Below are 22,435 nucleotides of genomic sequence, written 5' to 3'. Positions count from 1 at the left end.
GGGCGGCTGCTGTCCTGAACGTCCTCCCTCAATGCCGACGCTGCGGTCCCGCCATGCGCGTGGGCGAGCGGCGGCGGTCGAAGGGGTTGGGGTGGCGGGTGCAGGTGTCGTTGTAGAGCGCCATCAGGCAGGCCGCCTCGTCCGGACGGTGGCAACTGGCGCGGCACAGATTGTCCCACACCATCTGGCGGACGGCGGCATCGCCCCACGGCTCCTGCAGAAGCGAGGCGCCCTTTTCCAGCGCGGTCATGAAGGGCAGATGTTCATGGGCGGCGATCTGCGCCACCTCCTCCGCCTCCAGATTGGCCAATCCCAAGCAATCTTCCATCGTGAGCATGGCAACCTCCATCCGTGGCGCCATGGCCGTCGGCGGGGTCTCACCCGTCAGCCGCCGTGGTATTTGTCATTGTTGAAAAGTTGTGGAGCCGGTCTTTGCCGGCCTTTTCTGTATAACAATTTTCCCTAATCTTGCCCAGCGCCGGCCGGTCGCGGCCAAGGCTAAGTCGCGTCACTGCGGCGGAATGACGCGCGACTTGCGGCGGCTGCGAAAAGACTTGCGGCGTTGCGGGAGCAGATCAGTCCTCGCCGATGCGCTGGCTTTCCTGATAGCGGAAGGGGTTGGCCGGATAGACGCCCAGGATCTTCACCTCGCGGGCGAAGAAGTCCAGTTCTTCCAGGGCGAGGCGCAGCGGGCGTTCGTCCGGATGGCCTTCGACGTCGGCATAGAACTGCGTCTGGGTGAAGTGGCCGCCGACCATGTAGCTTTCCAACTTGGTCATGTTGATGCCGTTGGTGGCGAAGCCGCCCAGCGCCTTGTAGAGCGCGGCCGGCACGCTGCGGACGCGGAAGACGAAGGTGGTGATCGTCTTGCAGGACCCCACCGCCGGCAGCTTCGGCTCGCGCGCCAGGATCAGGAAGCGGGTGGTGTTGTGGCTGGCATCCTCGATCCCGCTCTTCAGGATGTCGAGGCCGTAGATCTCGGCGGCGAGAGAAGAGGCGATGGCGGCATGGCGCGGGTCGTTCATCGCCGCGATCTCCTTCGCGGCCCCCGCCGTGTCGGCATGGTTGATCGCCTGCAGGCCAAGGCTGCGGATGGCGGTCTGGCACTGCGACAGGGCCTGGATGTGGCTGCGCACGGTCTGGATGCTGTCCAGCGTGGCGCCCTTCGGTGCCAGCAGCTGGTGGTTCACCCGCTGGAAATGCTCGCCGATGATGTGGAGGCCGCCTTCGGGCAGCAGATTGTGGTTGTCGGCGACGCGGCCGGCGATGGAGTTCTCCACCGGGATCATCGCCAGCGAGGCCCGGCCTTCGCGCACGGCGGAGAAGGCATCCTCGAAGGTGGCGCAGGGCATCGTCGTCATGGTCGGCCGCGCGTTGCGGCAGGCCAGATCCGAATAGGCGCCGGGGAAGCCCTGGAAGGCGATGATGTTGGACGTGCCCATGAGCGGTGTTCCCCCGGCGGATCTCGAATAAGAAGCTGATATGGCGGGTTTCAGCCGGCCTTGCGGCCGGCGAGAAGGGCGCAGGCGCGCTCCAGGTCGGCGGGAGTATCGACACCCAGAGGAACCGCGTCAACGACCGCCGCGTCGATGCGCATGCCGTTGGACAGGGCGCGAAGCTGTTCCAGCCGCTCCCGCTGCTCCAGCACCGAGGGCGGCAGCGACACGAAGCGCTCCAGCGCCGCCCGGCGGTAGGCATAGAGGCCGATGTGGTGATAGAGCGGTCCGTCGCCGGTCGGCGCGGTGGCGCGGGTGAAATAGAGCGCGCGGCCCTGGCTGGCGCCGGCGGGCAGCTCCAGCACCGCCTTCACCACGTTCGGGTTGGTCCGCTCCTCTTCCCGCGTGATCTCGGCCACCAGCGTGGCGATGTCGACCTCCGGATCGGTCAGCGGGGCGAAGGCGGCGCGCACGCTCTCCGGCTCGATGGTCGGCAGGTCGCCCTGGACATTCACCACCGCGTCGTGGCGTCCCTCCGGGTCGATCAGCTGCAGAGCCTCGAAGATGCGGTCGGAGCCCGAGGGATGGTCGGGCCGTGTCAGCACGGCGGTGCCGCCGGCCGCCTCGACCGCGCGGGCGATCTCCGGCTCGGCGCAGGCCACCACCACCGGGCCGATCTCCGCCTCCATGGCGCGGCGCAGCACATGGACGATCATCGGCGCACCGAGGATGTCGGCCAGCGGCTTGCCGGGCAGCCGGACGGAGGCCATGCGCGCCGGGATCACCACGACCGGATTGGCGGGGCGGCCGCCAAGGTGCTTGCCAAGGGAAGCGGTGGACGGGCTGGCGGGGGCGGCGGTCGGCATGGCTCGAAAACTCCCGTGGAGGGTCCGGTAGATCACAGCTTCGGGGCGCTGAACTGGCGCGGGTGAACCACGGACGCCGGGGCGGCGTCAAGTGGCTGCATGGCGGGCCGTGTGGTGGGCATGCGTGGGGCCGGCATGGCGGGATGCAGGCTGTTTTGCGATGCAGCGTAATGCGCAAGCAAATTAAGTGGTTGGTGACTGCGACAAATTTGTATGCGACCTTTTTTCGCGGTCCGCCGGACTATGACAAGCTTCGGACCGCGGGCTATGGTAGCCGCGGCGCGTTCAGCCGCGGGCGGGAGAAACGCCGAGTGTACTGAAATCAGGGAACAAAGGGGCTCATCAATGAGCATGGAGTGGAACAAGATTTTCGGCGCCGTGCTGCTGGCCGGGCTGATCGCGATGCTGGCGGGATTCGCGTCCAAGGTGCTGGTTCATTCGAAGCCGCTCGAAAAGAGTGTCTATGTCGTCGCGACGCCCGAGGGGGCCAGCGCGCCCGCCGACAAGGGGGCCGCTCCCACCGGTCCGGCGCCGATCGCGCCGCTGCTCGCCGCCGCCAGCCCGGACGCCGGCCAGAAGGTCGCCAAGGCCTGTGCCGCCTGCCACAGCTTCGACAAGGGCGCTGCCGCCAAGGTCGGCCCGAACCTCTACGGCGTCGTCGGCGGTCCGAAGGGCCACATGCAGGGCTTCGGTTATTCCGACGCGCTGGTCAAGACCGGCGGCAGCTGGACCTATGACGAGCTGAACAAGTTCCTCTACGACCCGAAGGCCTATGCTCCGGGCACCAAGATGACCTTCGCCGGCCTGAAGAAGGACGACGACCGCGCAGCCGTCATCGCCTATCTGCGCTCGCTGGCCGACAGCCCGCAGCCGCTGCCGCAGTAACGCTGAGGCCAGAAGGTACCGGGCGCCGCCGCGGCCGGAAGAAAACGGCCCCGCTCTCGCAAGAGGGCGGGGCCTTTTGTTTGGCCGGAGTCCTTGTTTGCCTGAGGGCCGGGCTTATCGCCGCAGGCCGCGGGCGATCTCCAGATAGTCGGGGTCGTTTTCCGGGGTCAGCCAGCCGTGGCGGATCAGGAAATCGGTCACCACGAGGGTCACGTTGAACTTCCAGTCGCCGGTGCCGCGCACCGACTCCGCCACCTTGTCCAGCGGCCAGAGTTCAAAGGACTCCACCTCGCCGTCGGTGTTCACCGGGGTGACGCCGGGCGGAAGCTCCAGGTCGTAGACGAACAACCGGTCGCGCTTCAGACCGGCCGGGGTCTCCATCGTATAGCTGATGGCACCGACCGGCACGGCCCGCCTTGCGGTCGCGGCGTCGAACCCGGCCTCTTCCGCGGCTTCCTTCTCCAGATTCTCGGCCAGCGTCAGGCCGATGGGCTGGCCGCCGGCGATCAGGTTGTCGAGCTGGCCCGGCGCGACCTCGCGGTCGTGGGCGCGGCGGCCGATCCACAGCAGAAGTCCGCCGGCCTCATCGCGGACGAAGCCGTTGATGTGCAGGCCATAGGCCTCGATCCCGAAGGCGCCCACCGCGGCGCGGTCCAGCCGGGCCAGCGGCTCCGCCCCCCAGCGCGGCAGGATCGGGTAATATTCGCCGCGCAGCGCCTTGACCGTGCCCTGTTCCACCAGATAGGCGGCGGCATGGTCGAGCAGGGTGGAGCGCGCTTCGAAATCCCGGATCTCGGGCGCGATGGTCAGCCGGTCGGCGCTGACGACGAAGCCGGGATCGACGCCGGGCAGCGCCTCGGCCAGGGCATGGCGCACCCAGCCCACGGTGTGGCCGTCCAGCTCGAACGGGCGGAAGCCGGACAGGTCGTGCGCGTTGCACGCGCGGATATGATCGAGGAAGCTCATGCCGGCCATCTAAGCGGGTGTGGGGAGCGGGTGCAACCGCTCATCCAGGGCATGGCCAGGGCACGGGCCGGGGCACGGGCCAGGGCAGTGCGCACCCTCATGTTTTTGGACATCTTGCGCGGCTTTGGTTGCCATCGTACACAGGTCGGGTCACGAAATGACCTGAGGCGCCAGTCCGCCTGGGGTCGCTCAAGCGAAAGGGCGGGGCGTGGTGGCTGACCGGTCGGTTGAGGGCGCTGCGGCAAGCGAGAGGGAGATGCCGTTCGGCGACCTGTCTGTCCTGGTGGTGGAGGACGAGTCCTTCACCCGCATGGTGCTGGCAAAGATGCTCGGCACCCTGGGCGTCAAGGCGGTGCATCAGGCGGCCGACGGCGAGTCGGGCCTCGCCGCCGTCGCCGCCCATTCCCCCGACCTCGTCCTGTGCGATGTGGAAATGCAGCCGATGGACGGTTTCGGTTTCGTCCAGGCGTTGCGTGGCAGCGGCGACTCGCGTCAGCGCGCTCTGCCGGTCGTGTTCATGAGCGGCCGCGTCGATGGCGACCGCGAAGCCCGCGCGCACGACAGCGGCGCCGACGCCGTCCTGGTCAAGCCGGTGACCCCCGCCAGCCTGCGCGAGGCCCTGGTCATCGGGGCGAGAGCCGGACAGCCGGCCTGAGGAAGCGTCGGCCGCGGCCCCGGGCTTAAAATTTCCACCCCCGTGGCAAGCTTGCCAAGCCATTGAAACAATTCGGCAATCGAGCGGTAACCCTCCACCGTGCCGCGTCGGCGCCGCATCCTCACCCAATTTCCGCCTTGTTGAGCGGGTCCATTGGGACGCAACATGATGTGGAGGAAGTCTTGGAGGAGGTGTTGTGGCCCTATGGCCGACACTGCGGCAGACCGCAACGCCTCTTGTCGGATATTGTTAAGGTTTGGAGTTCAGCATCGACGGTAAATCCCTGCGCCGTGCTTGGTCGAGGCGGCGCGTCTGCTTGAGGAGGCCGATGGCGTGACAAGGAGCGCCCGATCGAACCCGGATGGGTCGCATCGCACTGGGCAATTCTCCCCGACTGGACGGGCAACGACGACTGCCGCCGGTTCCACGCCGTCTTCCGCCGAAACCGTCAAACGCATTTCGCCGAACCTTCCGGACGCGCGGTCATTACGCGCGCGGGTTGCGCCGGTGCGCTCGCCGCACCCATACCAGCCATGGGACCTAGGTCCTAAGGCCGATACCGGCTTCAAGGCCGGCTCCATGGCGGGCTTTCCGGCTATGGAGCCTGAGTGCCTGGAAAGCTCCAGGTGGAGCATTACATACAAAAATGACTCGTTCGGGGGTTGCCGCGTCGCAGGACGGACGGCTCCCGGCCTTCACAGGACCGTTCCTTACACCAGACCGCTGGCTTCTACCGCTGAGCGGGAAGGCTGCGCACCCCTTGAGGGCCGCGCCTTCCCTGGAGTGCCCCTTGGATCGCGGCATGCGCCGCGGCCTGCCGCCGCAGCCACCGGCGGCGCCCCGGCGCATCGGACCAGATAAGACGGAGCGACGAATGTTCCCGGCCGACGAACTGTTCACGCGCTACACGCAGAATTACGAGACCCGCCGCGAGACCGAGATGTCCCTGATGGACTATCTCCAGCTGTGCCGCGACGACCCGATGGCCTACGCCTCGGCCTCCGAACGCATCCTGGCCGCCATCGGCGAACCGGAGGTGGTCGACACGGCCCGCGACCCGCGGCTGGGCCGCATCTTCATGAACCGGACCATCAAGGTCTATCCCGCCTTTTCCGAATTCTACGGCATGGAGGAGACGATCGAACGGATCGTCGGCTTCTTCCGCCACGCCGCGCAGGGCTTGGAAGAGCGCAAGCAGATCCTCTACCTGCTGGGTCCGGTCGGCGGCGGCAAGTCGTCGCTGGCCGAACGGTTGAAGTCGCTGGTGGAGAAATGCCCGATCTATGTCCTGAAGGCCGGCAAGGAGATCAGCCCGACCTTCGAAAGTCCGCTCGGCCTGTTCAACCCGGACGAGATCGGCGACGAGCTTGAGGAGCGCTTCGGCATCCCGAAGCGCCGCCTGACCGGGCTGATGAGCCCCTGGGCGGTCAAGCGCCTCGACGAGTTCGGCGGCGACATCAACCGCTTCAAGGTGGTGAAGCTGCACCCCAGCAAGCTGCGCCAGATCGGCGTCACCAAGACCGAGCCGGGCGACGAGAACAACCAGGACATCTCCTCGCTGGTCGGCAAGGTCGACATCCGCAAGCTGGAGATCTACAGCCAGAACGACCCCGACGCCTACAGCTTCTCCGGCGGCCTGAACCGGGCGACCCAGGGCATGCTCGAATTCGTCGAGATGTTCAAGGCGCCGATCAAGATGCTGCACCCGCTGCTGACCGCGACGCAGGAGGGCAACTATGTCGGGTCCGAGAATATCGGCGCCATCCCCTTCCAGGGCGTGATCCTGGCCCACTCCAACGAGGCGGAGTGGCAGACCTTCAAGAACAACAAGAACAACGAGGCCTTCATCGACCGCATCTGCGTGATCAAGGTCCCCTACTGCCTGCGGGTGGCGGAGGAGCAGAAGATCTACGAGAAGCTGGTCAACGGCTCCGATCTGGCGACCGCGCCCTGCGCCCCGGCGACGCTGGAGATGCTGGCCCGCTTCTCGGTGCTGTCGCGCCTGCGCGAGCATCCCAACAGCAGCTTCTACAGCAAGATGCGGGTCTATGACGGCGAGAGCGTCAAGGAGACCGATCCCAAGGCCAAGTCGATGCAGGAGTACAAGGACCAGGCCGGCGTCGACGAGGGCATGGGCGGCATCTCCACCCGCTTCGCCTTCAAGGTGCTCGCCTCGACCTTCAACTACGATTCGACCGAGATCTCGGCTGACCCCGTGCATCTGATGTATGTGCTGGAACAGGCGATCAAGCGCGAACAATTCCCGGAGGAGACGGAGAAGAAATACGTCGAGTTCATCAAGGCCGAACTCGCCCCGCGCTATGCCGAGTTCATCGGCAACGAGATCCAGAAGGCCTATCTGGAATCCTACTCCGACTATGGCCAGAACCTGTTCGACCGCTATGTCGATTATGCCGATGCCTGGATCGAGGATCAGGACTTCAAGGATCCCGACACCGGCCAGCTGATGAACCGCGAGCTGCTGAACCAGGAGCTGACCAAGATCGAGAAGCCGGCGGGCATCGCCAACCCGAAGGACTTCCGCAACGAGGTGGTCAAGTTCGCCCTGCGGGCGCGGGCGGCAAATGCCGGCCGCAACCCGTCCTGGACCTCCTACGAGAAGATCCGCGAGGTCATCGAGAAGCGGATGTTCAGCCAGGTCGAGGATCTGCTGCCGGTGATCAGCTTCGGCTCGAAGAAGGACGGCGAGACCGAGAAGAAGCACACCGAGTTCGTCTCGCGCATGATGACCCGTGGCTACACCGAGCGGCAGGTCCGTCGGCTGGTCGAGTGGTACATGCGGGTGAAGCAGGCGGGCTGATGCGCTGACAGGCGCGGAATTGCCGCGGGGCGGGGCGTTGCAACGTCCCGCGGCAACCCCACTGTCATAGAAAGCTGTCAGAGTGTGAAGGCCGCGTGACGAAACGGGTGGGAGGGCCAGCCCCTTGATGAACATCATCGACCGTCGCCTGAACCCGCAGGGCAAGAGCCTGGCCAACCGCCAGCGCTTCCTGCGCCGTGCCAAGGAACAGGTGGTCAAGGCGGTCCGCGACGCTTCCGGCAAACGGGGCATCCAGGATATCGAGAATGGCGAGAAGGTGACGATCGCCGCAGGTGGCGTGCGCGAACCGTCCTTCCATCGCGCGTCCCAGGGCGGGGTGCGCGACTATGTCGTGCCCGGCAACAAGGAATATGTGGAAGGCGACACCATCCAGCGCCCGGACGGCGGCGGTGGCGGCCGCGGCAGCGAGGGGAGCGCCGATGGCGAGGGCGAGGACGAGTTCCGCTTCGTCCTGTCGCGCGACGAGTTCCTCGACATCTTCCTGGAGGATCTGGAGCTTCCCGATCTGGTGAAGCAGAAGGTCAAGCAGTCGGAATCGCACACGCTGACGCGGGCCGGCTATTCGGTGTCGGGATCGCCCGCCAACCTCAACCTCGTCCGCACCATGCGGAACAGCCTGTCGCGCCGCATCGCGCTGAAACGCCCGAAGCGCGACGAGATCCGCGAACTGGAGGAGATGCTGCGCGAGGCCGAGGAGGCCGGCGAGGACGCGACACAGATCCAGGCGCTGCGCGAACAGCTGGAACACATCGTCCTGCGCTCCCGCCGGATCCCGTTCATCGACCCGATCGACGTCCGTTACAACCGATTCGAATCGGTGCCGAAGCCGATCGCCCAGGCGGTGATGTTCTGCCTGATGGACGTCTCCGGCTCGATGACCGAGCACATGAAGGATCTGGCCAAGCGCTTCTTCATGCTGCTGTACCTGTTCCTGCGGCGGCGCTACCGCTCGGTCGACATCGTCTTCATCCGCCACACCCACGAGGCCAAGGAGGTGGATGAGGAAACCTTCTTCTACTCCACCGAGACCGGCGGCACCGTGGTGTCCACCGCTCTGGAGGAGATGCAGAAGGTCGTGCAGGAGCGCTATCCCGACAGCGAATGGAACATCTACGCCGCCCAGGCGTCGGACGGCGACAACATGTCGTCGGACAATGCCAAGTCGGCGACCCTGCTGCGCGACGTCATCCTGCCGATGTGCCAGTATTTCGCCTACATCGAGGTGGCGGCGGAGCACAATATGGGCCTGTCGGCGCTGGGCCGCGAGACCGAGCTGTGGCGCACCTACAAGCAGGTGCAGAGCCCGGAACGGCCGCTGGCGATGCGCCGCGTCCGCTCCCGCCGGGAGATCTTCCCGGTCTTCCGCGAGCTGTTCGCCCGCGAGAAGGCGGGGGCGTAAGGGGCAAGGCGATAAACACCGCCCCTTGGGGGCGGCAGGGGGAGATCGGAATGACCGCTGTGATCACCAAGCCCGACGCGCTGCTGTATGACGGCGTCGAATGGGATTACGACAAGATCAAGCGCGTCTATGACGCCGTCGAACACATCGCGCTGAAGGAGATGGGCCTCGACGTCTATCCCAACCAGATCGAGGTCATCACCGCCGAGCAGATGCTCGACGCCTATTCGTCCATCGGCATGCCGCTGATGTACAAGCACTGGTCCTTCGGCAAGCATTTCGCCCGCGACGAAATGATGTACCGCAAGGGCTATCGTGGCCTTGCCTACGAGATCGTCATCAACTCCAGCCCCTGCATCAGCTACATCATGGAAGAGAACACCATGACGATGCAGACGCTGGTGATCGCCCACGCCGCCTTCGGCCACAACCATTTCTTCAAGAACAACCAGCTGTTCCAGCAATGGACCGATGCCCAGGGCATCCTGGACTATCTGGAATTCGCCAAGACCTACATCGCCCATTGCGAGGAACGCTACGGCCATGCCGCGGTGGAGCGGGTGCTGGACGCCGCCCATGCGCTGATGAGCCAGGGCGTCCACAAGTACCCGAAGAAACGCTCCGATCTGCGGACCGAGCAGCGGCGCGAGCGCGAGCGGCAGGAATATCAGGACCAGACCTTCAACGACCTGTGGCGCACCGTGCCCAAGACCGCGGCCGGCCCGCGCCCGGCCAAGTCGGTGTCCGAACGCAAGAAGCTGCTTGGCCTGCCGGAAGAGAACATTCTCTATTTCCTGGAGAAGAAGGCGCCGCGGCTGGAGCATTGGCAGCGCGAGCTTCTGCGCATCGTCCGCCACATCTCGCAGTATTTCTATCCGCAGAAGCAGACCAAGGTGATGAACGAGGGCTGCGCCACCTACGTCCATTACCAGATCATGAGCCGCCTGCACGAGACCGGCCAGATCAGCGAAGGCGCCTTCCTGGAGTTCCTGCATTCTCACACCTCCGTCGTGTTCCAGCCGGAATTCGACGACAAGCGCTACTCCGGCCTGAACCCCTATGCGGTCGGCTTCGCGATGATGCAGGACATCGCCCGCATCGCCGAAAAGCCGACCGATGAGGACCGTCAGTGGTTCCCCGACCTCGCCGGCCGCGGCGACGGCATGGCGGCGGTGCGCGAGGCCTGGGCCAACTTCCGCGACGAGAGCTTCATCCTCCAGTATCTCAGCCCGCATCTGATGCGGAAGCTGAAGCTGTTCAGCGTGCGCGACGACGCCGAGGACCCCTATCTGCTGGTGGATCACATCCACAACGAGCGCGGCTACCGCGACATCCGCAAGAAGCTGGCCCGCCAGTACGACCTGGGCTATCTGGAACCGGACATCCAGATCGTCGACGTCGATCTTGCCGGCGACCGCAAGCTGATCCTGCAGCACCGCGTCACCAACGGCGTGCTGCTGGACGAAAGCGACGCCAAGGCGGTGCTGCGCCACATCGCCAACCTGTGGGGCTACGAGGTGCAGCTGATCGAGGTGTCGGCGATTTCCGAAGCCATCCTGAAGGAACACGCCGTCACCGCCCCCAGCGGGATCGGCGTGGTGTGACGGACGGGACCGGCTCCGCTACACTTCCGCCCGTGGCAATGCGGGAGGGGGACGATGGCGGAGGATCTGTTGGGCGGAGCCGGGCCGGTCGGGCTGGTGAAAGCACGGCACGGCCTGATGATGTACCGGCGGACCGACAATGTCGTCGGCCGTTCGCTCGGCTATTACGGTGAATATTTCGAGCAGGAGGTCGCGCTGTTCCGCCAATGCGTGCGGACGGGCGACCGGGTGATCGATGTCGGCGCCAACATCGGTGCCCACACGGTGGCGCTGGCCCGGCTGGTCGGCCCCACCGGTCGGGTGCTGGCGTTGGAGCCGATCGACGCCAACCACCGGCTGCTCTGCGGAAATCTTGCGCTGAACGGGCTGGATTGGGCCGAGGGGCAGCTGGCCGCCGCCGGGGCGGCCGACGGGCTGCTGCATCTGGCCGCCGTGCCGATGGACGAGGATGGCAATTACGGTGCGTTGTCGCTCGATGCGCTGCCAGGTGACCGGCCGGTGCCGGTTCGCCGCCTGGATGGGCTGGCCCGCGACGGAGCGGGCCGAATCCGCCTGATCAAGATCGATGTCGAGGGGATGGAGTCGGAGGTGCTGGAGGGTGCCCGTGGCCTGATCGCCCGCGACCGTCCGGTCCTCTATGTGGAAAACGACCGCCCCGACAAATCGGCCGCGCTGATCCGCCTGCTCGGCGAGCTGGGCTATGCCTGCTACTGGTATCTGCCGGCCTTCCACAATCCGGCGAACTTCGCCGGCCGGTCGGAACCGATCTTCGGCCATGGCTTCGTCGATGACGGAACGGAGATCCGGGGGCTGGGGCTGGGGATCAACCTGTTCTGCCTGCCGGCGGAGGCCGGTGCGCGGATCAACGGCCTGCTGCCGGTCGCCGATCCGGACGAGCATCCGCTGCGTCGCGGCCATAACGGCCGCTTCCTCGCCGGCTGACGGCGCCAGGCAGGGATGAGGGCGTCGCTGCGGTCAGCGCTCCGGTTCGGGCTTGATGCCGGCCTCCTTCATGGCATGGATCAGGTCCAGCATCACGGTGCTGATGTCGGGAAAGGACAGGGCCACTCCGCGGCGCTCCCTGTCGAGGCGCACGACATGGGCGGTCTGCCGGCCGCCGACGCGATGGCCGGCTTTGCCCGGGCCGGTCATTGCGGCCAATTCCGGGCAATGCAACTCCAGCCGCAGCTTGCCGCCGACGGCATGGGCGAACTCCTCCGGCGGCAGATCGACCAGCAGGCCGCGGGTCGACCAGTTGATCGTCGTGCAGCGCCGGCCCTCCACCTCCACCGCCAGGGCCGGATCGATGTAGCGGATGGCACGGCGGTGCTCGATCCCGTTCGGCGGCTTGGCGCCGACATCGTGCTGGTCGAGCTTTCGTTTCGCCGCCTGCTTGGTGCGGTCGTCCACCCCGTCCTTGCTGGTCATCAGCGTCGCCTGCACGCGCCGCTCGACCCCGTGGCGGAATTCGTCGTCGGCACCGAAGCGCAGGGCCTTGGCGAAATGGTCCTTGGCCTGGGTCAGCAGGGCGTTTCGGCCCTTTTCGTCGCCGCGATGGCCCCGGCGTTCGGCCTGGACCAGCAGCGAATCGACGCTGCGCTGGTAGGCGCCGCGCTGGATGATGCGGGTCAGTTCGCGGAACTCGGCGGCGCGCAGGCTGGGGAATTCACGGGTCTTCAGCAGCCCTGCCAACCCTTCCGCCAGTGAATCGACGTGGGCCGGATCGCCGGTTTCCGCCTCCCGGCGCAACGCCCTCAGCGCCTCTTCCGCCTTGCGGAGCAGCTGGTCTTCCAGTTTCCGGCGCTGGTCGGCATCCATCACGGCCATGGCGCGTCCCTCCAGGGGGCGGTTCGCCAATGATAGCGCAGGTCGCGAGCCTGCAACAGCCGCCAGCTGTGGTTAACGGCGGACCTGCGGAGCGCCCCAGTAGGAGCGGACCCGAATTCCCTTTGCCTTGTGACTGCCTTCTTATCTGTGCTGGCAAACAGGGCGGGTCGCGGGAGTGGGCGGATGACGGGCAAGGACAAGCACGATGACAGGAAGGCGGGTACGGAAACCGGATTGGATCTGCTGACCGCCGCGCTGGCCGGCCTGCTGGCCGAGGACAGCACGGGCCCCGCCCCGGCCAGGACCGCCCTCGTCGCCTTCATCCGCGGCCAGGGGGCCGATGCGGAGCCGGTGCGCACGCTGGTGCTGCCGCGCCGGCCTGCGCGCAACGGGGCGACGGCCGATCCCGCCGATCGGCGCGCCCTGGTCTACAGCCTGACCAAGACGATCCTTGCCGCGGCTTTGCTGCGGCTTGCCGCGCGCGGACTGGTCGAACTGGACGGTCCGGCGGAGCGCTGGCTGCCGGAACTGGCCGGACGGCCGGGATCGGTCACCGTGGCGCAGATCCTCACCCACCGCGCCGGGCTGCCCGACTATGGCGGTCGGCCCGATTACCATGCCGCGGTCTCCGCCGGAGCGGATCCCTGGAGTGGCGACGAGTATCTGGCCCGTTGCGGCGTCGCCGAGGGCCTTGGATCGCCGGTCGGCAGCTTCGCCTATTCCAACATCGGCTATCTGCTGGTCGGCCGGCTGCTGGAGCGGGCGGGCGGCGCCCCGCTGGCGGAGGTTCTGGAGCGCGAGGTGTTCGGACCGCTCGGCCTGTCCAGTGCCTCGCTTCTGCGCGACCGCGCCGACTTGGACGGGTTGTTCTTCGGGTCGAGCCCGACCTTCGGCGCGGCGCCGGTGCATACCGCCTATCACCCCGGCTGGGTGTCGCACGGGGTGGTGGCGATGACGGTCGCCGATGCCTGCCGGTTCATCCATGGGCTGACCGAGGCGTATCTGCCGGGCGCGCTGCTGCGGCGGATGCGGGACGGCCTGCCGGTCGGCGGGCCGATGGGCGGGCGGCCTTGGGTCGAGCCCTCCTATGGGCTGGGCCTGATGGTGGAGCTGGACCCGGCGGCCGGCCCCTATTGGGGCCACACCGGCGGCGGTCCGGGGGTGACGCCGGCCGCCTATCACGCGCCGGGGCCGGTCCCCGTTTCGGTCGCCGTCTTCCTCGATGGCGAGGACGGCAACCTCGCCGAATGGATGGCGGTGGAGGTGCTGCACCGCCTGCGTGGCGGGCGATAGGACGGCACCGGACAGCGTTCCCCACAGCTCCTGCTTGTTCAGGATGGCGGCGATCCCATCTCCTCTCCAGGGGGCAAATCACCGCTCCCCGGCTCCCGGCTTCTTCGCATAGGCTCGGGGGAATCGGTGCCGGGCGCAACCGGCATCCGGGAACAAAAGTCAGGGGAGGAACCGCGCGATGGGAGACGCCGCCCGCAAGCTGCCCGATTATCCATGGCTTGCCTCGTACCCGCCGACGGTGGACTGGGCGATGCCGATCCCGGTCCGGCCGTTGACCGACCTGCTGGAGGGGGCGGTCGCCCGCCATGGCGACCGGCCCTGCCTGAATTTCCTTGGCAAGCGCACCAGCTACCGCGAGCTGGGGCGGCTGGTCGACCGCGCTGCCCGCGGCTTCCAGGCCATCGGGGTGGGGAAGGGGACGCGGGTCGGGCTGTTCCTGCCCAACACGCCCTATTACGTCATCGCCTTCTTCGCCATCCTGAAGGCCGGCGGTACGGTGGTGAACTTCAACCCGCTCTATGCCGAACGCGAACTGGCCCACCAGATCGGTGACAGCGACATCGAGCTGATGGTCACGCTGGACCTGACGCTGCTGTACGGCAAGATGGCGCGGATGCTGGATGAGTCCGGGCTGAAGCGGCTGGTGATCTGCCGCATGGCCGACATCCTGCCTTTTCCGAAAAACTGGCTGTTCCCCATCGCCAAGAAGGCGGAGATCGCGGCGATCCCGCGCGACGACCGCCATATCCCCTTCGCGCGGCTCATTGCCAACGACGGCCGACCGACCCCGGTCGTCCTCGACGCGCGCGAGGATGTCGCGGTCCTGCAATACACCGGCGGCACCACCGGCGTGCCGAAGGGCGCGATGCTGACCCACGCCAACCTCTACGCCAACACCATCCAGTGCGCGACCTGGTATGCGGCGAAGGAGCGCAAGCCGGGAGAGGGCGGCGCAGACGGGAGCGACGGCCAGGAACGCATGCTGGGCGTGCTGCCGCTGTTCCATGTCTTCGCCATGACCGCGGTGATGAATTTCGGCCTGCATCTGGGGGCGGAGATCGTCCTGCTGCCGCGCTTCGAGCTGGAGCAGGTGATGCGCACCTTGCAGAAGGAACGCATCACCCTGTTCCCCGCCGTGCCGACCATCTACACGGCGATCAACCACCATAAACATCTGAAGGACTACGATCTGTCCTCCATCCGCTTCTGCATGTCGGGCGGGGCGCCGCTGCCGCTGGAGGTGAAGGAGGCATTCGAGCGCACCACCGGCTGCACGCTGGTGGAGGGATACGGCCTGTCGGAATGCTCGCCGGTCGCCACGGTGAACCCGGCGGTGCTGCAGTCGGACAGGAAGGGGTCCATCGGCCTGCCACTGCCCGGCACAATCGTCGAGATCGTCAGCCTGGAGGAGCCGCGCCGCGTGCTGCCGCCCGGCGAAAAGGGCGAGGTCTGCATCCGCGGGCCGCAGGTGATGAAGGGCTATTGGCGCCGCCCGGCCGAGACGGCGCAGACGCTGGTCGAGGGCCGGCTGCACACCGGCGATGTCGGGGTGATGGACGGGGACGGCTACACCACCATCGTCGACCGCATCAAGGACATGATCCTGTGCAGCGGCTTCAACGTCTATCCCCGCAATGTGGAGGAGGCGATCTATCTGCACCCCGCCGTCGCCGAATGCGTGGTGGCCGGCGTGCCGGACGAGTATCGCGGCCAGACGGTGAAGGCCTATGTCCGGCTGGACGACGGCCAGGACCTGAGCGCCGAGGAGCTGGTCGCCTTCCTGAAGGACAAGCTGTCGCCCATCGAGATGCCGAAATTCGTGGAATTCCGCCAGGAGCTGCCCAAGACCATGATCGGGAAACTGTCGCGCAAGGCGCTGATGGACGAGGAGCAGGGCAAGCGCGCCCGGAGCGCGCAGGATGCCGCCGCGAAAGGCGGCGCCGCATGAGCGCGGTCGACCGCAAGGCGGTGCGTGTCCGCATCCAGGGCAAGGTGCAGGGGGTGTGGTATCGCGGCTGGACCGTGGAGACGGCAGGCGCGCTCGGCCTGACCGGCTGGGTGCGCAACCGAACGGACGGCACGGTGGAGGCCCTGTTCGCCGGCCCGGCCGATGCGGTCGACCGTATGGTGGCGGCCTGCCGCCGCGGCCCGCCCTCGGCCATCGTCCGCGAATTGGTGTCCGAACCGGAGCAGGATCCGGGCCTGGCGGGGTTCGGGCAGCGGCCGACGGTGTGAGTGCCGCGTTAGCCATCCGCTAACCATGACGGCGGCATGCTTGTGGTGGATGCGGTTAAGGGACGACAGCCGGGATGACCGCCAGCAAGTCGGATGTGGCCGGAATGAAGGCCATGCTCGCCGGTGTCTTCGCCAAGGCGGCGGAGGCGAAGGGCAAATCTGCGCGCCCACCGGGGGCTGCCCCGGCGGGGAAGGCTCCGGCTGTCCCGAAGCGCGATCCGGCGGTCCGCCTGAGCCTGGGGCCGGATGCGGCGGAGGATGCGCCGGCCAGGCCGTGCGACCCCGATCTTGCCGACCGGCTCGAACCGGCGATCCACGCATTGGCGCGCGATCTGGGCCGGCTGCTGGTCGCCTTCGGGATGGACGGGGGCGATGCCGCAACGGTGGAGTCTGCGCTGGTCACCCGCTTCGGCGACAAGGAGCGCCGGGCCGCTGTCGCAGCGCTGGATGGGTTGGCCGGCGAGCTGCGGCCGCTGGCGGGGGACGCCCGGCAGGATGCAGCGGTCGAGCTGAACGGGATCGGCCTCGCTCTCGCCCATGCCGGCGGAGGGGTGGAGGTGCGGCTGGACGACGCGGTTTTGCTGCTGTCGCGTGTGCCGGCGGAGGAGACGGGCGAGGGTCTCGCCGCCATGCTCGGCGTCCTTCGCTCGGCGATCCGGCCGGGCAGGGGGGTGACGGTTGAAACCGACCGGGTCGCCATCGACGATCTGGGCCGGGTCATGGACGCGCTGGCCGCGGCGATGACCGCGCCGCCGCAGGGAGTGGAAGGGACGGTGACTCTCACGCCTCTGGCGGCACCGGCCGATGGCGGGAGGATGGACCTGTCGCTGTCGCTCGGATGCCGGCTGGCGGAGACGGCTGTTGGGGCGCCGCCAGCCGCCAAACCTGTGCCGGTGGCGGAGAAGCCGGTTGGCGATCATAAGGACGGTGGGTTCGATGTGCGGATTTGACCTGCGCCGTCCGGCTGCCGCCTGGCTGTGCGGGCTGATGCTGTTGGGGGCCGCACCGGCGCTGGCCGGTGCCCTGGAGCGGACGGAGCCAGGCCATCAGGCGCCGCCGCAGCCGGGGAGCAGTCTGCCCGTCGCGCCGCCCATTGTGCAGTATGCGCTGCCCTCGCAATGGATGACCATCCATTCCAAGGAGGACTGGCGCAAGGCCGGCAGTTTCGAGAAGGAATTGAGCAAGGACTGCGCCGCCCTGCGCTTCAACGAGATCGAGCCGATGCGGTTCCGCGCCTTCTACAAGGGCGAGGTGCTGGGCGTTGCCTTCGGTCATGGGCTGAATCTGCACGATCCCGGCAAGAAGGCGGACCGCAAGAAGATCTACCTGTTCCGCAACGGCGATTCGACCAATTGCACCGTGCAGTCGGTGGACAACCAGGATCCGCGCGTGAACCCGGCCGGCAGTCAGGCCAACACCCCGGCCGCCGGCGGCTTCAAGAAATATTAGACGTCCTCCCCGCCCCGCATCGGGCCGCCGAACACCTCAGGCCATGCCGCGATCAGCGCGGAATCGACGTCCTCCATCGTCACCAGCTGGCCGAGCGCCACGATGGAGGTGACGCCATGTTCGGCGATGCCGCAGGGGACGATGCCGCCGAAATGGGACAGGTCCGGCTCGACATTCAGGGCGATGCCGTGGAAGCTGACCCAGCGGCGCACCCGCACGCCGATGGCGGCGATCTTGTCCTCCTGCCCCTTCAGGCCGCCATAGGGCTGCTTGTCGACCCAGATGCCGACGCGGCCCTCGCGCCGCTCGCCCTTGATGTTGAAGGAGGCGAGCGTGCGGATGATCCACTCCTCCAGGTCGCGGACAAAGCCGCGGATGTCGGCGCCGCGCGCCTTCAGGTCCAGCATGACGTAGGCAACGCGCTGGCCCGGCCCATGATAGGTGTACTGGCCGCCGCGCCCGCTGCGGTAGACCGGGAAGCGGTCGGCGTCCAGCAGGTCTTCGTCGTGCGCGCTGGTGCCGGCGGTGTAGAGCGGTGGATGTTCCAGCAGCCAGACCATCTCCGGCGCGGTGCCGGCGCGGATCGCCTCGACGCGCGCCTCCATCTCGGCGATGGCGTCGGGGTAGGGCACCGGCTCGTCGGAGATGCGCCACTCGATGGACTGGCTGACTGGCTGACTGGCTGAGAGGCTGGTCGGAAGGGTCATTCGATGGGGTCTCTAAGGGTGTCGGCAACGGTGCGGCGGAGCGGCCGGAGGGCCGATCCGAATTTTTCTTCGCAGATGATGATTGTAGCGCTTGATCGCCCGTCGGGAAGCTGATATCTACCCGCTCCACCCGATGAGGCGCGCAAGCGGACGTCGGGAACTACCAGCCTGATGCGGTCGTGGCGGAATTGGTAGACGCGCAGCGTTGAGGTCGCTGTGGGGCAACCCGTGGAAGTTCGAGTCTTCTCGACCGCACCACTCTCCCATGCAGATGGGACCATCCCGGGGATACGGGAAAGACGAAAGGCCCGCAGGTCGCAAGACCGAGCGGGCTTTTTCGTATCCGGGCTCAGGTATCCGCATCTTGGCGTGCCGCATCCGGAAGGCCCCTGCGACGGGGCGGCGATTTTCGGCCGGCATCGTCTTTCGTGGATCGCCTGGAAGGCGCCGCTTTGGAACCTGGACATCGAATGCCGGATGCGGGCGCCGATATGGGGCGTTCTTGGGATGCTTCAGTATTTGCTATCGCCTTCGATAATATAAGAAAGATATCGGGGCTTGAGTGATGCGGCGGGAGAACAATCGCGTCGGATTTCTAAAGGCCTGCTCTTGCCGCCTGTCGAAAGGGGTAATATCCTGCGCTGAGAATGGCGGGGTTGGTGGTGTCGTGACAAACCATTCCTGCCACTGATTTCATGGGGGATTTGATGGCAACTGTCGTGATGATGAAGCACCCGCAGACGGGCCTTACCAAGAAGGGGCTGGTCGGGTTCAGCTGGACCACCCTGTTCTTCGGCGGCTTTCCCGCCCTGTTCCGCGGCGATTGGGGGATGGGCCTTCTTCTGACGGTGCTGGCCTTCTTCACCGGCGGCATTTCCGGCATCATCGCCGCATTTCTCTACAACAAGCACTACACGTCGAAGCTGATCGAGAAGGGCTATGTCTTCGCCGATACCGAGGCGCTGAACAGCCTGGCCCGCGCCAAGCTCGGCGTCGATGGGGCTTCCGCGGTTCCGAACCCGACCTGATCGGTTTCCAGGGCAGTCGTGACGGCGGGCGGTGCAAGGGTGTGGCACCGCCCGCCGTCTTTTCCGTGGCGTTGGCGTCTTCAGCGGAACTCGATGTAGCGGTCCAGCGTGGCGCGGCGCAGCGCGCGGACGATATGGGCGGTGGCACCGCTGGCCACGACATGGCCGCCGGACTCCCGGCAGCGGTTGGCCAGCATGAACAGCATCCCGATGGCGGCGGAATCGATGAAGGTGACGAACCGCAGGTCGAGCGGAACCACCGGGCTGGCCGCGAAGTCCCAGCCGCGCAGCATGGCATGGAAGCGGTCGCCATCCTCGTAGGTGCAGCGCCCGGACAGCAGGATGCCGTCGCAACCGCCGACGGTGGTGAAGGCATAGTCCATCGATGCGTCCGGCCCCTCTCCCCTCGATGTGCGCCAGCGATTCCGCGCGGCTCCATGGGACCATGAAGGGTCGCGGCGGTGCAAGGTTCCGGTGGCCAATGCGGCCGGTTCCGGGGGTCGGTGCCGAACCGGACTGGACAAACCGCAACGGCGCCTCTATGTCGGGGACGCCTCCGCCTGCACCGGTCCCGTGCGCCTGAATCGGCCGGAAGCTTTCCACAACCCGCAACCCCGAACGCCGCCGGCCACCGCCCGATCTCGCGGAGCCGTTCCGCCCGTCCCATGCCGCCGGCGCTCCGGCGGACATCAGGTCCGGTTCGGCAATCGGGGACTGCATCGTCGAAGGGAGGGTGCCGGGATGCACACCGATCCCCGTACGCCGGATCTGCAGCCGGACAGCGTCGCCCATGCCCCCGGCAGCGTCCGCGGCAATCCGGCCCATCCGGGTCACGAGGCGGAGGACGAACGCCCCTACGGCGTCGAGCCGGAGTTCGTCGAAGAGATCGTCGCCCTGCTGCGCGCCCGCGAACGCGATGCCGTGCTGGCGCGGCTGGATGGACTGCATGCCGCCGACATCGCCGACCTGATCGAACAGGCGGAGCCGGCCGAGCGCGCCGACCTGATCGACCTGCTTCCCGCCGAACTGGACGGCGAGGTGCTGTCCTACCTGAACCCGGACCTGCGCGAATCGCTGATCGGGCGGTTCGAGCCGCAGGAGCTGGCCGACGCCGTCGCCGACCTCGACACCGACGACGCGGTGGAACTGATCGAGGATCTGGATGCGGAAACGCGGGCGCAGATCCTGGCGAAGCTTCCCGACGCCGAACGCGCGCTGGTGCAGGAGAACCTGACCTACGACGAGGACAGCGCCGGCCGCATGATGCAGCGCGAGCTGGTCGCGGTGCCGGAATTCTGGACGGTCGGCAAGACCATCGACTTCATCCGCGCGGCGACCGACACGCTGCCGGAGGATTTCTACGACCTCTTCATCGTCGACCCGATGCACCGGGTGGTGGGCGCGGTGCCGCTGTCGCGCCTGCTGCGCCAGCGCCGGGCCGTGCGCATCGCCGATCTGGTGACCGGCGAGGTCGACGCCATCCCCGCCACCATGGAGCGCGAGGAGGTGGCGAACCTGTTCCGGCAATATGCCCTGGTCTCCGCCCCCGTCATCGACGCCGCCGGCCGGCTGATCGGCGTCATCACCGTCGACGACGTCGTCCGCATCATCGACGAGGAGGCCGACGACGACCTGCGCAAGCTGAGCGGGTCGGGCGACAGCGGCGTGTTCAGCGGCATCGCCGACATTGCCCGCAGCCGGGTCGGCTGGCTGACCGTCAACCTCGGCACCGCCTTCCTGGCGTCGGGGGTGATCTCGCTGTTCGAGGGCACCATCGAGCAGATCGTGGCGCTGGCGGTGCTGATGCCGATCGTCGCCTCGATGGGCGGCAATGCCGGCACCCAGACGCTGGCCGTGGTGGTGCGCGCGCTGGCGACGCATGACCTGTCGTCGGCCAACGCCCTGCGCGTGGTGGGGAAGGAACTGCTGGTCGGGCTGATCAACGGCGGCATCTTCGCCGTGATGGTCGGGCTGATCGCGCTGGTCTGGTACGGCCCGCTGATCGGCGTCGTCATCGGGCTCGCCATGATCATCAATCTGGTGGTGGCGGGGCTGAGCGGAGCGCTGATCCCGCTTGGCCTGGAAAAGCTGGGGGTCGATCCGGCGGTGTCGAGCGCCGTCTTCCTGACGACGGTGACCGACGTCGTCGGGTTCCTGGCCTTTCTCGGGCTGGCGTCGGTGTTTCTGCTGTAGGGAGGGGGCGAACTCCCTCACCCGGCGCGATCGAGCTGCTTCAGGAAGGCGATGTAGCGGTTGATGTCCTCCATCCGCCGGGCATGCCCGTTCATGTCGGACAGGCGGCCTTCGATGGCCTTTTGCGCGCCCTCCACCTCGTCGATCACCGCGTGGATGTCGGCCCGCAGCTCCTGCGAGGCGGTGGCGGCCTCGTCCATGCGGGCGCTGGTGTCGTCGAGCTGGTCGCCGACCGAGCGGACCGAGGCCACCACCCGGTCGATGGCGTGGCGGGTGTCGCCCAGCGTCTGCTTGGTGTCGTTGGCCAGCTTGCGCACTTCCGACGCCACCACGGCGAAGCCCTTGCCCGCTTCGCCGGCGCGGGCTGCCTCGATGGTCGCGTTCAGCGCCAGCAGATTGGTCTGGCTGGCGATGCCGTCGATCACCGACAGCACCTTCTCGATGCTCTTCACCACGGTGGAAAGCTGGTTGAACTCGCGCACCAGCGCCTCCTTGCGGTCGGCATGGCCGTCGAACAGGCCGGCGTGGCGGTTCAGCGTCGCTTCGATCGCCGACATCGAGCCGCCGATTCGCGCGGCATAGCTGGCGGTCTCCTGCACGCTGCCGGTCAGCGTCACCAGCGCGTCGAGATAGCTGTGCATCCGCTCGATCACGCTGTTGCGGATGCGGCTGAGCAGATCCAGTCGGTTGTAGCGGGTGGCGATGAAATAGCTCTGGAACCGGGCGTAATGCACCGGGAAGCGGTCGACCATGTCGTCGGAGAAGGCGGTACCGGGCGGAACCTCGAAGAACATCAGCGCCGACAGGGTCTGGTTGATGCTGATGCCCAGCAGCTCGCCGAAGGTGGAAAAGCCGGCGGCGGCCAGACCGTCGAAGGCATGGACCCGCGACAGCTGGTCCGGGTTGTTCAGCCGGCGCAGGATGCAGTCGTTCAGGATGACGCCGAGGGGGCGCGGCTTGCCGCGCAGATAGGCGGCGAGATCCTCCTCCGTCTGGCGGACGAAGTCGGTCGCCTCGACAAGGCACAGCGAATCGCCGGGATTGACGTCG

Annotated in this window: 20 protein-coding genes, 1 tRNA gene and 1 pseudogene; 14 read left to right on the top strand and 8 right to left on the bottom strand. The window is 67.1% G+C overall.

Going from position 1 to position 22,435, the window contains the following annotated elements:
* Positions 1-28: 28 nt before the first annotated feature.
* The 3 genes from I71_RS18365 to I71_RS18355 form a co-directional block, all read right to left on the bottom strand.
* Positions 29-337: a hypothetical protein gene (locus I71_RS18365; protein ID WP_042696286.1), complete on the bottom strand. Its 309-nt coding sequence runs from the start codon at positions 335-337 to the stop codon at positions 29-31.
* Between the two features lie 238 nt (positions 338-575).
* Complete coding sequence (locus tag I71_RS18360) at positions 576-1,442, bottom strand: prephenate dehydratase (RefSeq protein ID WP_042696285.1); 867 nt, start codon at positions 1,440-1,442, stop codon at positions 576-578.
* Positions 1,443-1,492: 50 nt separating this feature from the next.
* A complete protein-coding gene (locus I71_RS18355) occupies positions 1,493-2,302 on the bottom strand; it encodes a 3-deoxy-manno-octulosonate cytidylyltransferase (RefSeq protein WP_083897239.1) in 810 nt (269 codons plus the stop codon).
* Between the two features lie 345 nt (positions 2,303-2,647).
* Here I71_RS18355 and I71_RS18350 point away from each other — a divergent pair, with 345 nt between their 5' ends.
* Positions 2,648-3,187, top strand: a complete 540-nt coding sequence (locus tag I71_RS18350; RefSeq protein WP_042696284.1) for a cytochrome c family protein — start codon at positions 2,648-2,650, stop codon at positions 3,185-3,187.
* A gap of 114 nt (positions 3,188-3,301) precedes the next feature.
* Here I71_RS18350 and I71_RS18345 read toward each other — a convergent pair whose 3' ends face one another.
* On the bottom strand, positions 3,302-4,153 hold the full coding sequence (locus tag I71_RS18345; RefSeq protein ID WP_042696300.1) for a DUF4743 domain-containing protein: 852 nt from the start codon (positions 4,151-4,153) through the stop codon (positions 3,302-3,304).
* Between the two features lie 256 nt (positions 4,154-4,409).
* On the opposite strand from I71_RS18345, the gene I71_RS18340 reads away from it, so the two are divergent.
* The 5 genes from I71_RS18340 to I71_RS18320 all read left to right on the top strand — a co-directional run bounded on the left by I71_RS18340 (position 4,410) and on the right by I71_RS18320 (position 11,595).
* Positions 4,410-4,808, top strand: coding sequence for a response regulator (locus I71_RS18340; protein WP_042696283.1), 399 nt, complete (start codon positions 4,410-4,412; stop codon positions 4,806-4,808).
* 874 nt (positions 4,809-5,682) lie between these two features.
* A complete protein-coding gene (locus I71_RS18335; RefSeq protein WP_042696282.1) occupies positions 5,683-7,629 on the top strand; it encodes a PrkA family serine protein kinase in 1,947 nt (648 codons plus the stop codon).
* A gap of 127 nt (positions 7,630-7,756) precedes the next feature.
* Positions 7,757-9,049 (top strand): YeaH/YhbH family protein, encoded by a 1,293-nt coding sequence (locus tag I71_RS18330; protein ID WP_042696281.1) that lies wholly within the window; start codon positions 7,757-7,759, stop codon positions 9,047-9,049.
* A 50-nt stretch (positions 9,050-9,099) separates the two neighbouring features.
* Positions 9,100-10,653: a SpoVR family protein gene (locus I71_RS18325; RefSeq protein WP_042696280.1), complete on the top strand. Its 1,554-nt coding sequence runs from the start codon at positions 9,100-9,102 to the stop codon at positions 10,651-10,653.
* 54 nt (positions 10,654-10,707) lie between these two features.
* Positions 10,708-11,595, top strand: coding sequence for an FkbM family methyltransferase (locus tag I71_RS18320; protein ID WP_042696279.1), 888 nt, complete (start codon positions 10,708-10,710; stop codon positions 11,593-11,595).
* Positions 11,596-11,628: 33 nt separating this feature from the next.
* On the opposite strand, the gene I71_RS18315 is transcribed toward I71_RS18320, so the two are convergent.
* Positions 11,629-12,480: a hypothetical protein gene (locus I71_RS18315; protein WP_042696278.1), complete on the bottom strand. Its 852-nt coding sequence runs from the start codon at positions 12,478-12,480 to the stop codon at positions 11,629-11,631.
* Positions 12,481-12,663: 183 nt separating this feature from the next.
* Between I71_RS18315 and I71_RS18310 the strand changes: the two genes are divergently transcribed.
* The 5 genes from I71_RS18310 (at position 12,664) to I71_RS18290 (ending at position 17,457) form a co-directional block, all read left to right on the top strand.
* Positions 12,664-13,773: a serine hydrolase gene (locus I71_RS18310; RefSeq protein ID WP_049976185.1), complete on the top strand. Its 1,110-nt coding sequence runs from the start codon at positions 12,664-12,666 to the stop codon at positions 13,771-13,773.
* A gap of 178 nt (positions 13,774-13,951) precedes the next feature.
* A complete protein-coding gene (locus tag I71_RS18305; protein ID WP_042696277.1) occupies positions 13,952-15,721 on the top strand; it encodes a long-chain fatty acid--CoA ligase in 1,770 nt (589 codons plus the stop codon).
* A complete protein-coding gene (locus I71_RS18300) occupies positions 15,718-16,008 on the top strand; it encodes an acylphosphatase (RefSeq protein ID WP_042696276.1) in 291 nt (96 codons plus the stop codon). Before I71_RS18305 ends, I71_RS18300 begins: the two co-directional genes overlap by 4 nt.
* Positions 16,009-16,082: 74 nt before the next feature.
* Entirely contained in the window at positions 16,083-16,958 is an 876-nt protein-coding gene (locus I71_RS18295) for a hypothetical protein (RefSeq protein WP_042696275.1), read from the top strand.
* Positions 16,945-17,457 carry a hypothetical protein gene (locus I71_RS18290; protein WP_042696274.1) on the top strand — a complete coding sequence of 171 codons (513 nt, stop codon included), beginning with the start codon at positions 16,945-16,947 and terminating at the stop codon, positions 17,455-17,457. The genes I71_RS18295 and I71_RS18290 overlap by 14 nt, the downstream gene beginning before the upstream one ends.
* Here I71_RS18290 and lipB read toward each other — a convergent pair.
* Entirely contained in the window at positions 17,454-18,164 is a 711-nt protein-coding gene (gene lipB, locus I71_RS18285; protein ID WP_042696273.1) for a lipoyl(octanoyl) transferase LipB, read from the bottom strand. The genes I71_RS18290 and lipB overlap by 4 nt on opposite strands.
* A 173-nt stretch (positions 18,165-18,337) precedes the next feature.
* Between lipB and I71_RS18280 the strand changes: the two genes are divergently transcribed.
* A tRNA-Leu gene (locus tag I71_RS18280) sits at positions 18,338-18,422 on the top strand.
* A 449-nt stretch (positions 18,423-18,871) separates the two neighbouring features.
* A complete protein-coding gene (locus tag I71_RS18275; protein ID WP_042696272.1) occupies positions 18,872-19,192 on the top strand; it encodes a hypothetical protein in 321 nt (106 codons plus the stop codon).
* An 80-nt stretch (positions 19,193-19,272) separates the two neighbouring features.
* On the opposite strand, the gene I71_RS18270 is transcribed toward I71_RS18275, so the two are convergent.
* Entirely contained in the window at positions 19,273-19,575 is a 303-nt protein-coding gene (locus I71_RS18270) for an STAS domain-containing protein (protein WP_042696271.1), read from the bottom strand.
* Between the two features lie 358 nt (positions 19,576-19,933).
* On the opposite strand from I71_RS18270, the gene mgtE reads away from it, so the two are divergent.
* Positions 19,934-21,385 carry a magnesium transporter gene (gene mgtE / locus I71_RS18265; protein ID WP_042696270.1) on the top strand — a complete coding sequence of 484 codons (1,452 nt, stop codon included), beginning with the start codon at positions 19,934-19,936 and terminating at the stop codon, positions 21,383-21,385.
* A 104-nt stretch (positions 21,386-21,489) separates the two neighbouring features.
* On the opposite strand, the pseudogene I71_RS40860 reads toward mgtE, so the two are convergent.
* A pseudogene (locus tag I71_RS40860) lies at positions 21,490-22,435 on the bottom strand (methyl-accepting chemotaxis protein); the annotation flags it as partial.

The sequence above is a fragment of the Azospirillum sp. B506 genome, assembly GCF_000333595.1.
Classification (GTDB): Bacteria; Pseudomonadota; Alphaproteobacteria; order Azospirillales; family Azospirillaceae; genus Azospirillum.
Note: the sequence above shows the minus strand (reverse complement) of the source record. Positions and strands in the feature narration are given on the sequence as shown.

Bases quoted from the DNA above. Each gene is read 5' to 3' on its own strand.
- I71_RS18310 (WP_049976185.1), top strand. From the start codon at position 12,664: ATGACGGGCAAGGACAAGCACGATGACAGGAAGGCGGGTACGGAAACC.
- I71_RS18315 (WP_042696278.1), bottom strand. From the start codon at position 12,480: ATGGCCGTGATGGATGCCGACCAGCGCCGGAAACTGGAAGACCAGCTG.
- I71_RS18335 (WP_042696282.1), top strand. From the start codon at position 5,683: ATGTTCCCGGCCGACGAACTGTTCACGCGCTACACGCAGAATTACGAG.
- lipB (WP_042696273.1), bottom strand. From the start codon at position 18,164: ATGACCCTTCCGACCAGCCTCTCAGCCAGTCAGCCAGTCAGCCAGTCC.
- I71_RS18270 (WP_042696271.1), bottom strand. From the start codon at position 19,575: ATGGACTATGCCTTCACCACCGTCGGCGGTTGCGACGGCATCCTGCTG.
- I71_RS18320 (WP_042696279.1), top strand. From the start codon at position 10,708: ATGGCGGAGGATCTGTTGGGCGGAGCCGGGCCGGTCGGGCTGGTGAAA.
- I71_RS18290 (WP_042696274.1), top strand. From the start codon at position 16,945: ATGTGCGGATTTGACCTGCGCCGTCCGGCTGCCGCCTGGCTGTGCGGG.
- I71_RS18300 (WP_042696276.1), top strand. From the start codon at position 15,718: ATGAGCGCGGTCGACCGCAAGGCGGTGCGTGTCCGCATCCAGGGCAAG.
- I71_RS18295 (WP_042696275.1), top strand. From the start codon at position 16,083: ATGACCGCCAGCAAGTCGGATGTGGCCGGAATGAAGGCCATGCTCGCC.
- I71_RS18340 (WP_042696283.1), top strand. From the start codon at position 4,410: ATGCCGTTCGGCGACCTGTCTGTCCTGGTGGTGGAGGACGAGTCCTTC.
- I71_RS18305 (WP_042696277.1), top strand. From the start codon at position 13,952: ATGGGAGACGCCGCCCGCAAGCTGCCCGATTATCCATGGCTTGCCTCG.
- I71_RS18330 (WP_042696281.1), top strand. From the start codon at position 7,757: ATGAACATCATCGACCGTCGCCTGAACCCGCAGGGCAAGAGCCTGGCC.
- mgtE (WP_042696270.1), top strand. From the start codon at position 19,934: ATGCACACCGATCCCCGTACGCCGGATCTGCAGCCGGACAGCGTCGCC.
- I71_RS18325 (WP_042696280.1), top strand. From the start codon at position 9,100: ATGACCGCTGTGATCACCAAGCCCGACGCGCTGCTGTATGACGGCGTC.
- I71_RS18275 (WP_042696272.1), top strand. From the start codon at position 18,872: ATGGCAACTGTCGTGATGATGAAGCACCCGCAGACGGGCCTTACCAAG.
- I71_RS18355 (WP_083897239.1), bottom strand. From the start codon at position 2,302: ATGCCGACCGCCGCCCCCGCCAGCCCGTCCACCGCTTCCCTTGGCAAG.
- I71_RS18350 (WP_042696284.1), top strand. From the start codon at position 2,648: ATGAGCATGGAGTGGAACAAGATTTTCGGCGCCGTGCTGCTGGCCGGG.
- I71_RS18360 (WP_042696285.1), bottom strand. From the start codon at position 1,442: ATGGGCACGTCCAACATCATCGCCTTCCAGGGCTTCCCCGGCGCCTAT.
- I71_RS18365 (WP_042696286.1), bottom strand. From the start codon at position 337: ATGCTCACGATGGAAGATTGCTTGGGATTGGCCAATCTGGAGGCGGAG.
- I71_RS18345 (WP_042696300.1), bottom strand. From the start codon at position 4,153: ATGAGCTTCCTCGATCATATCCGCGCGTGCAACGCGCACGACCTGTCC.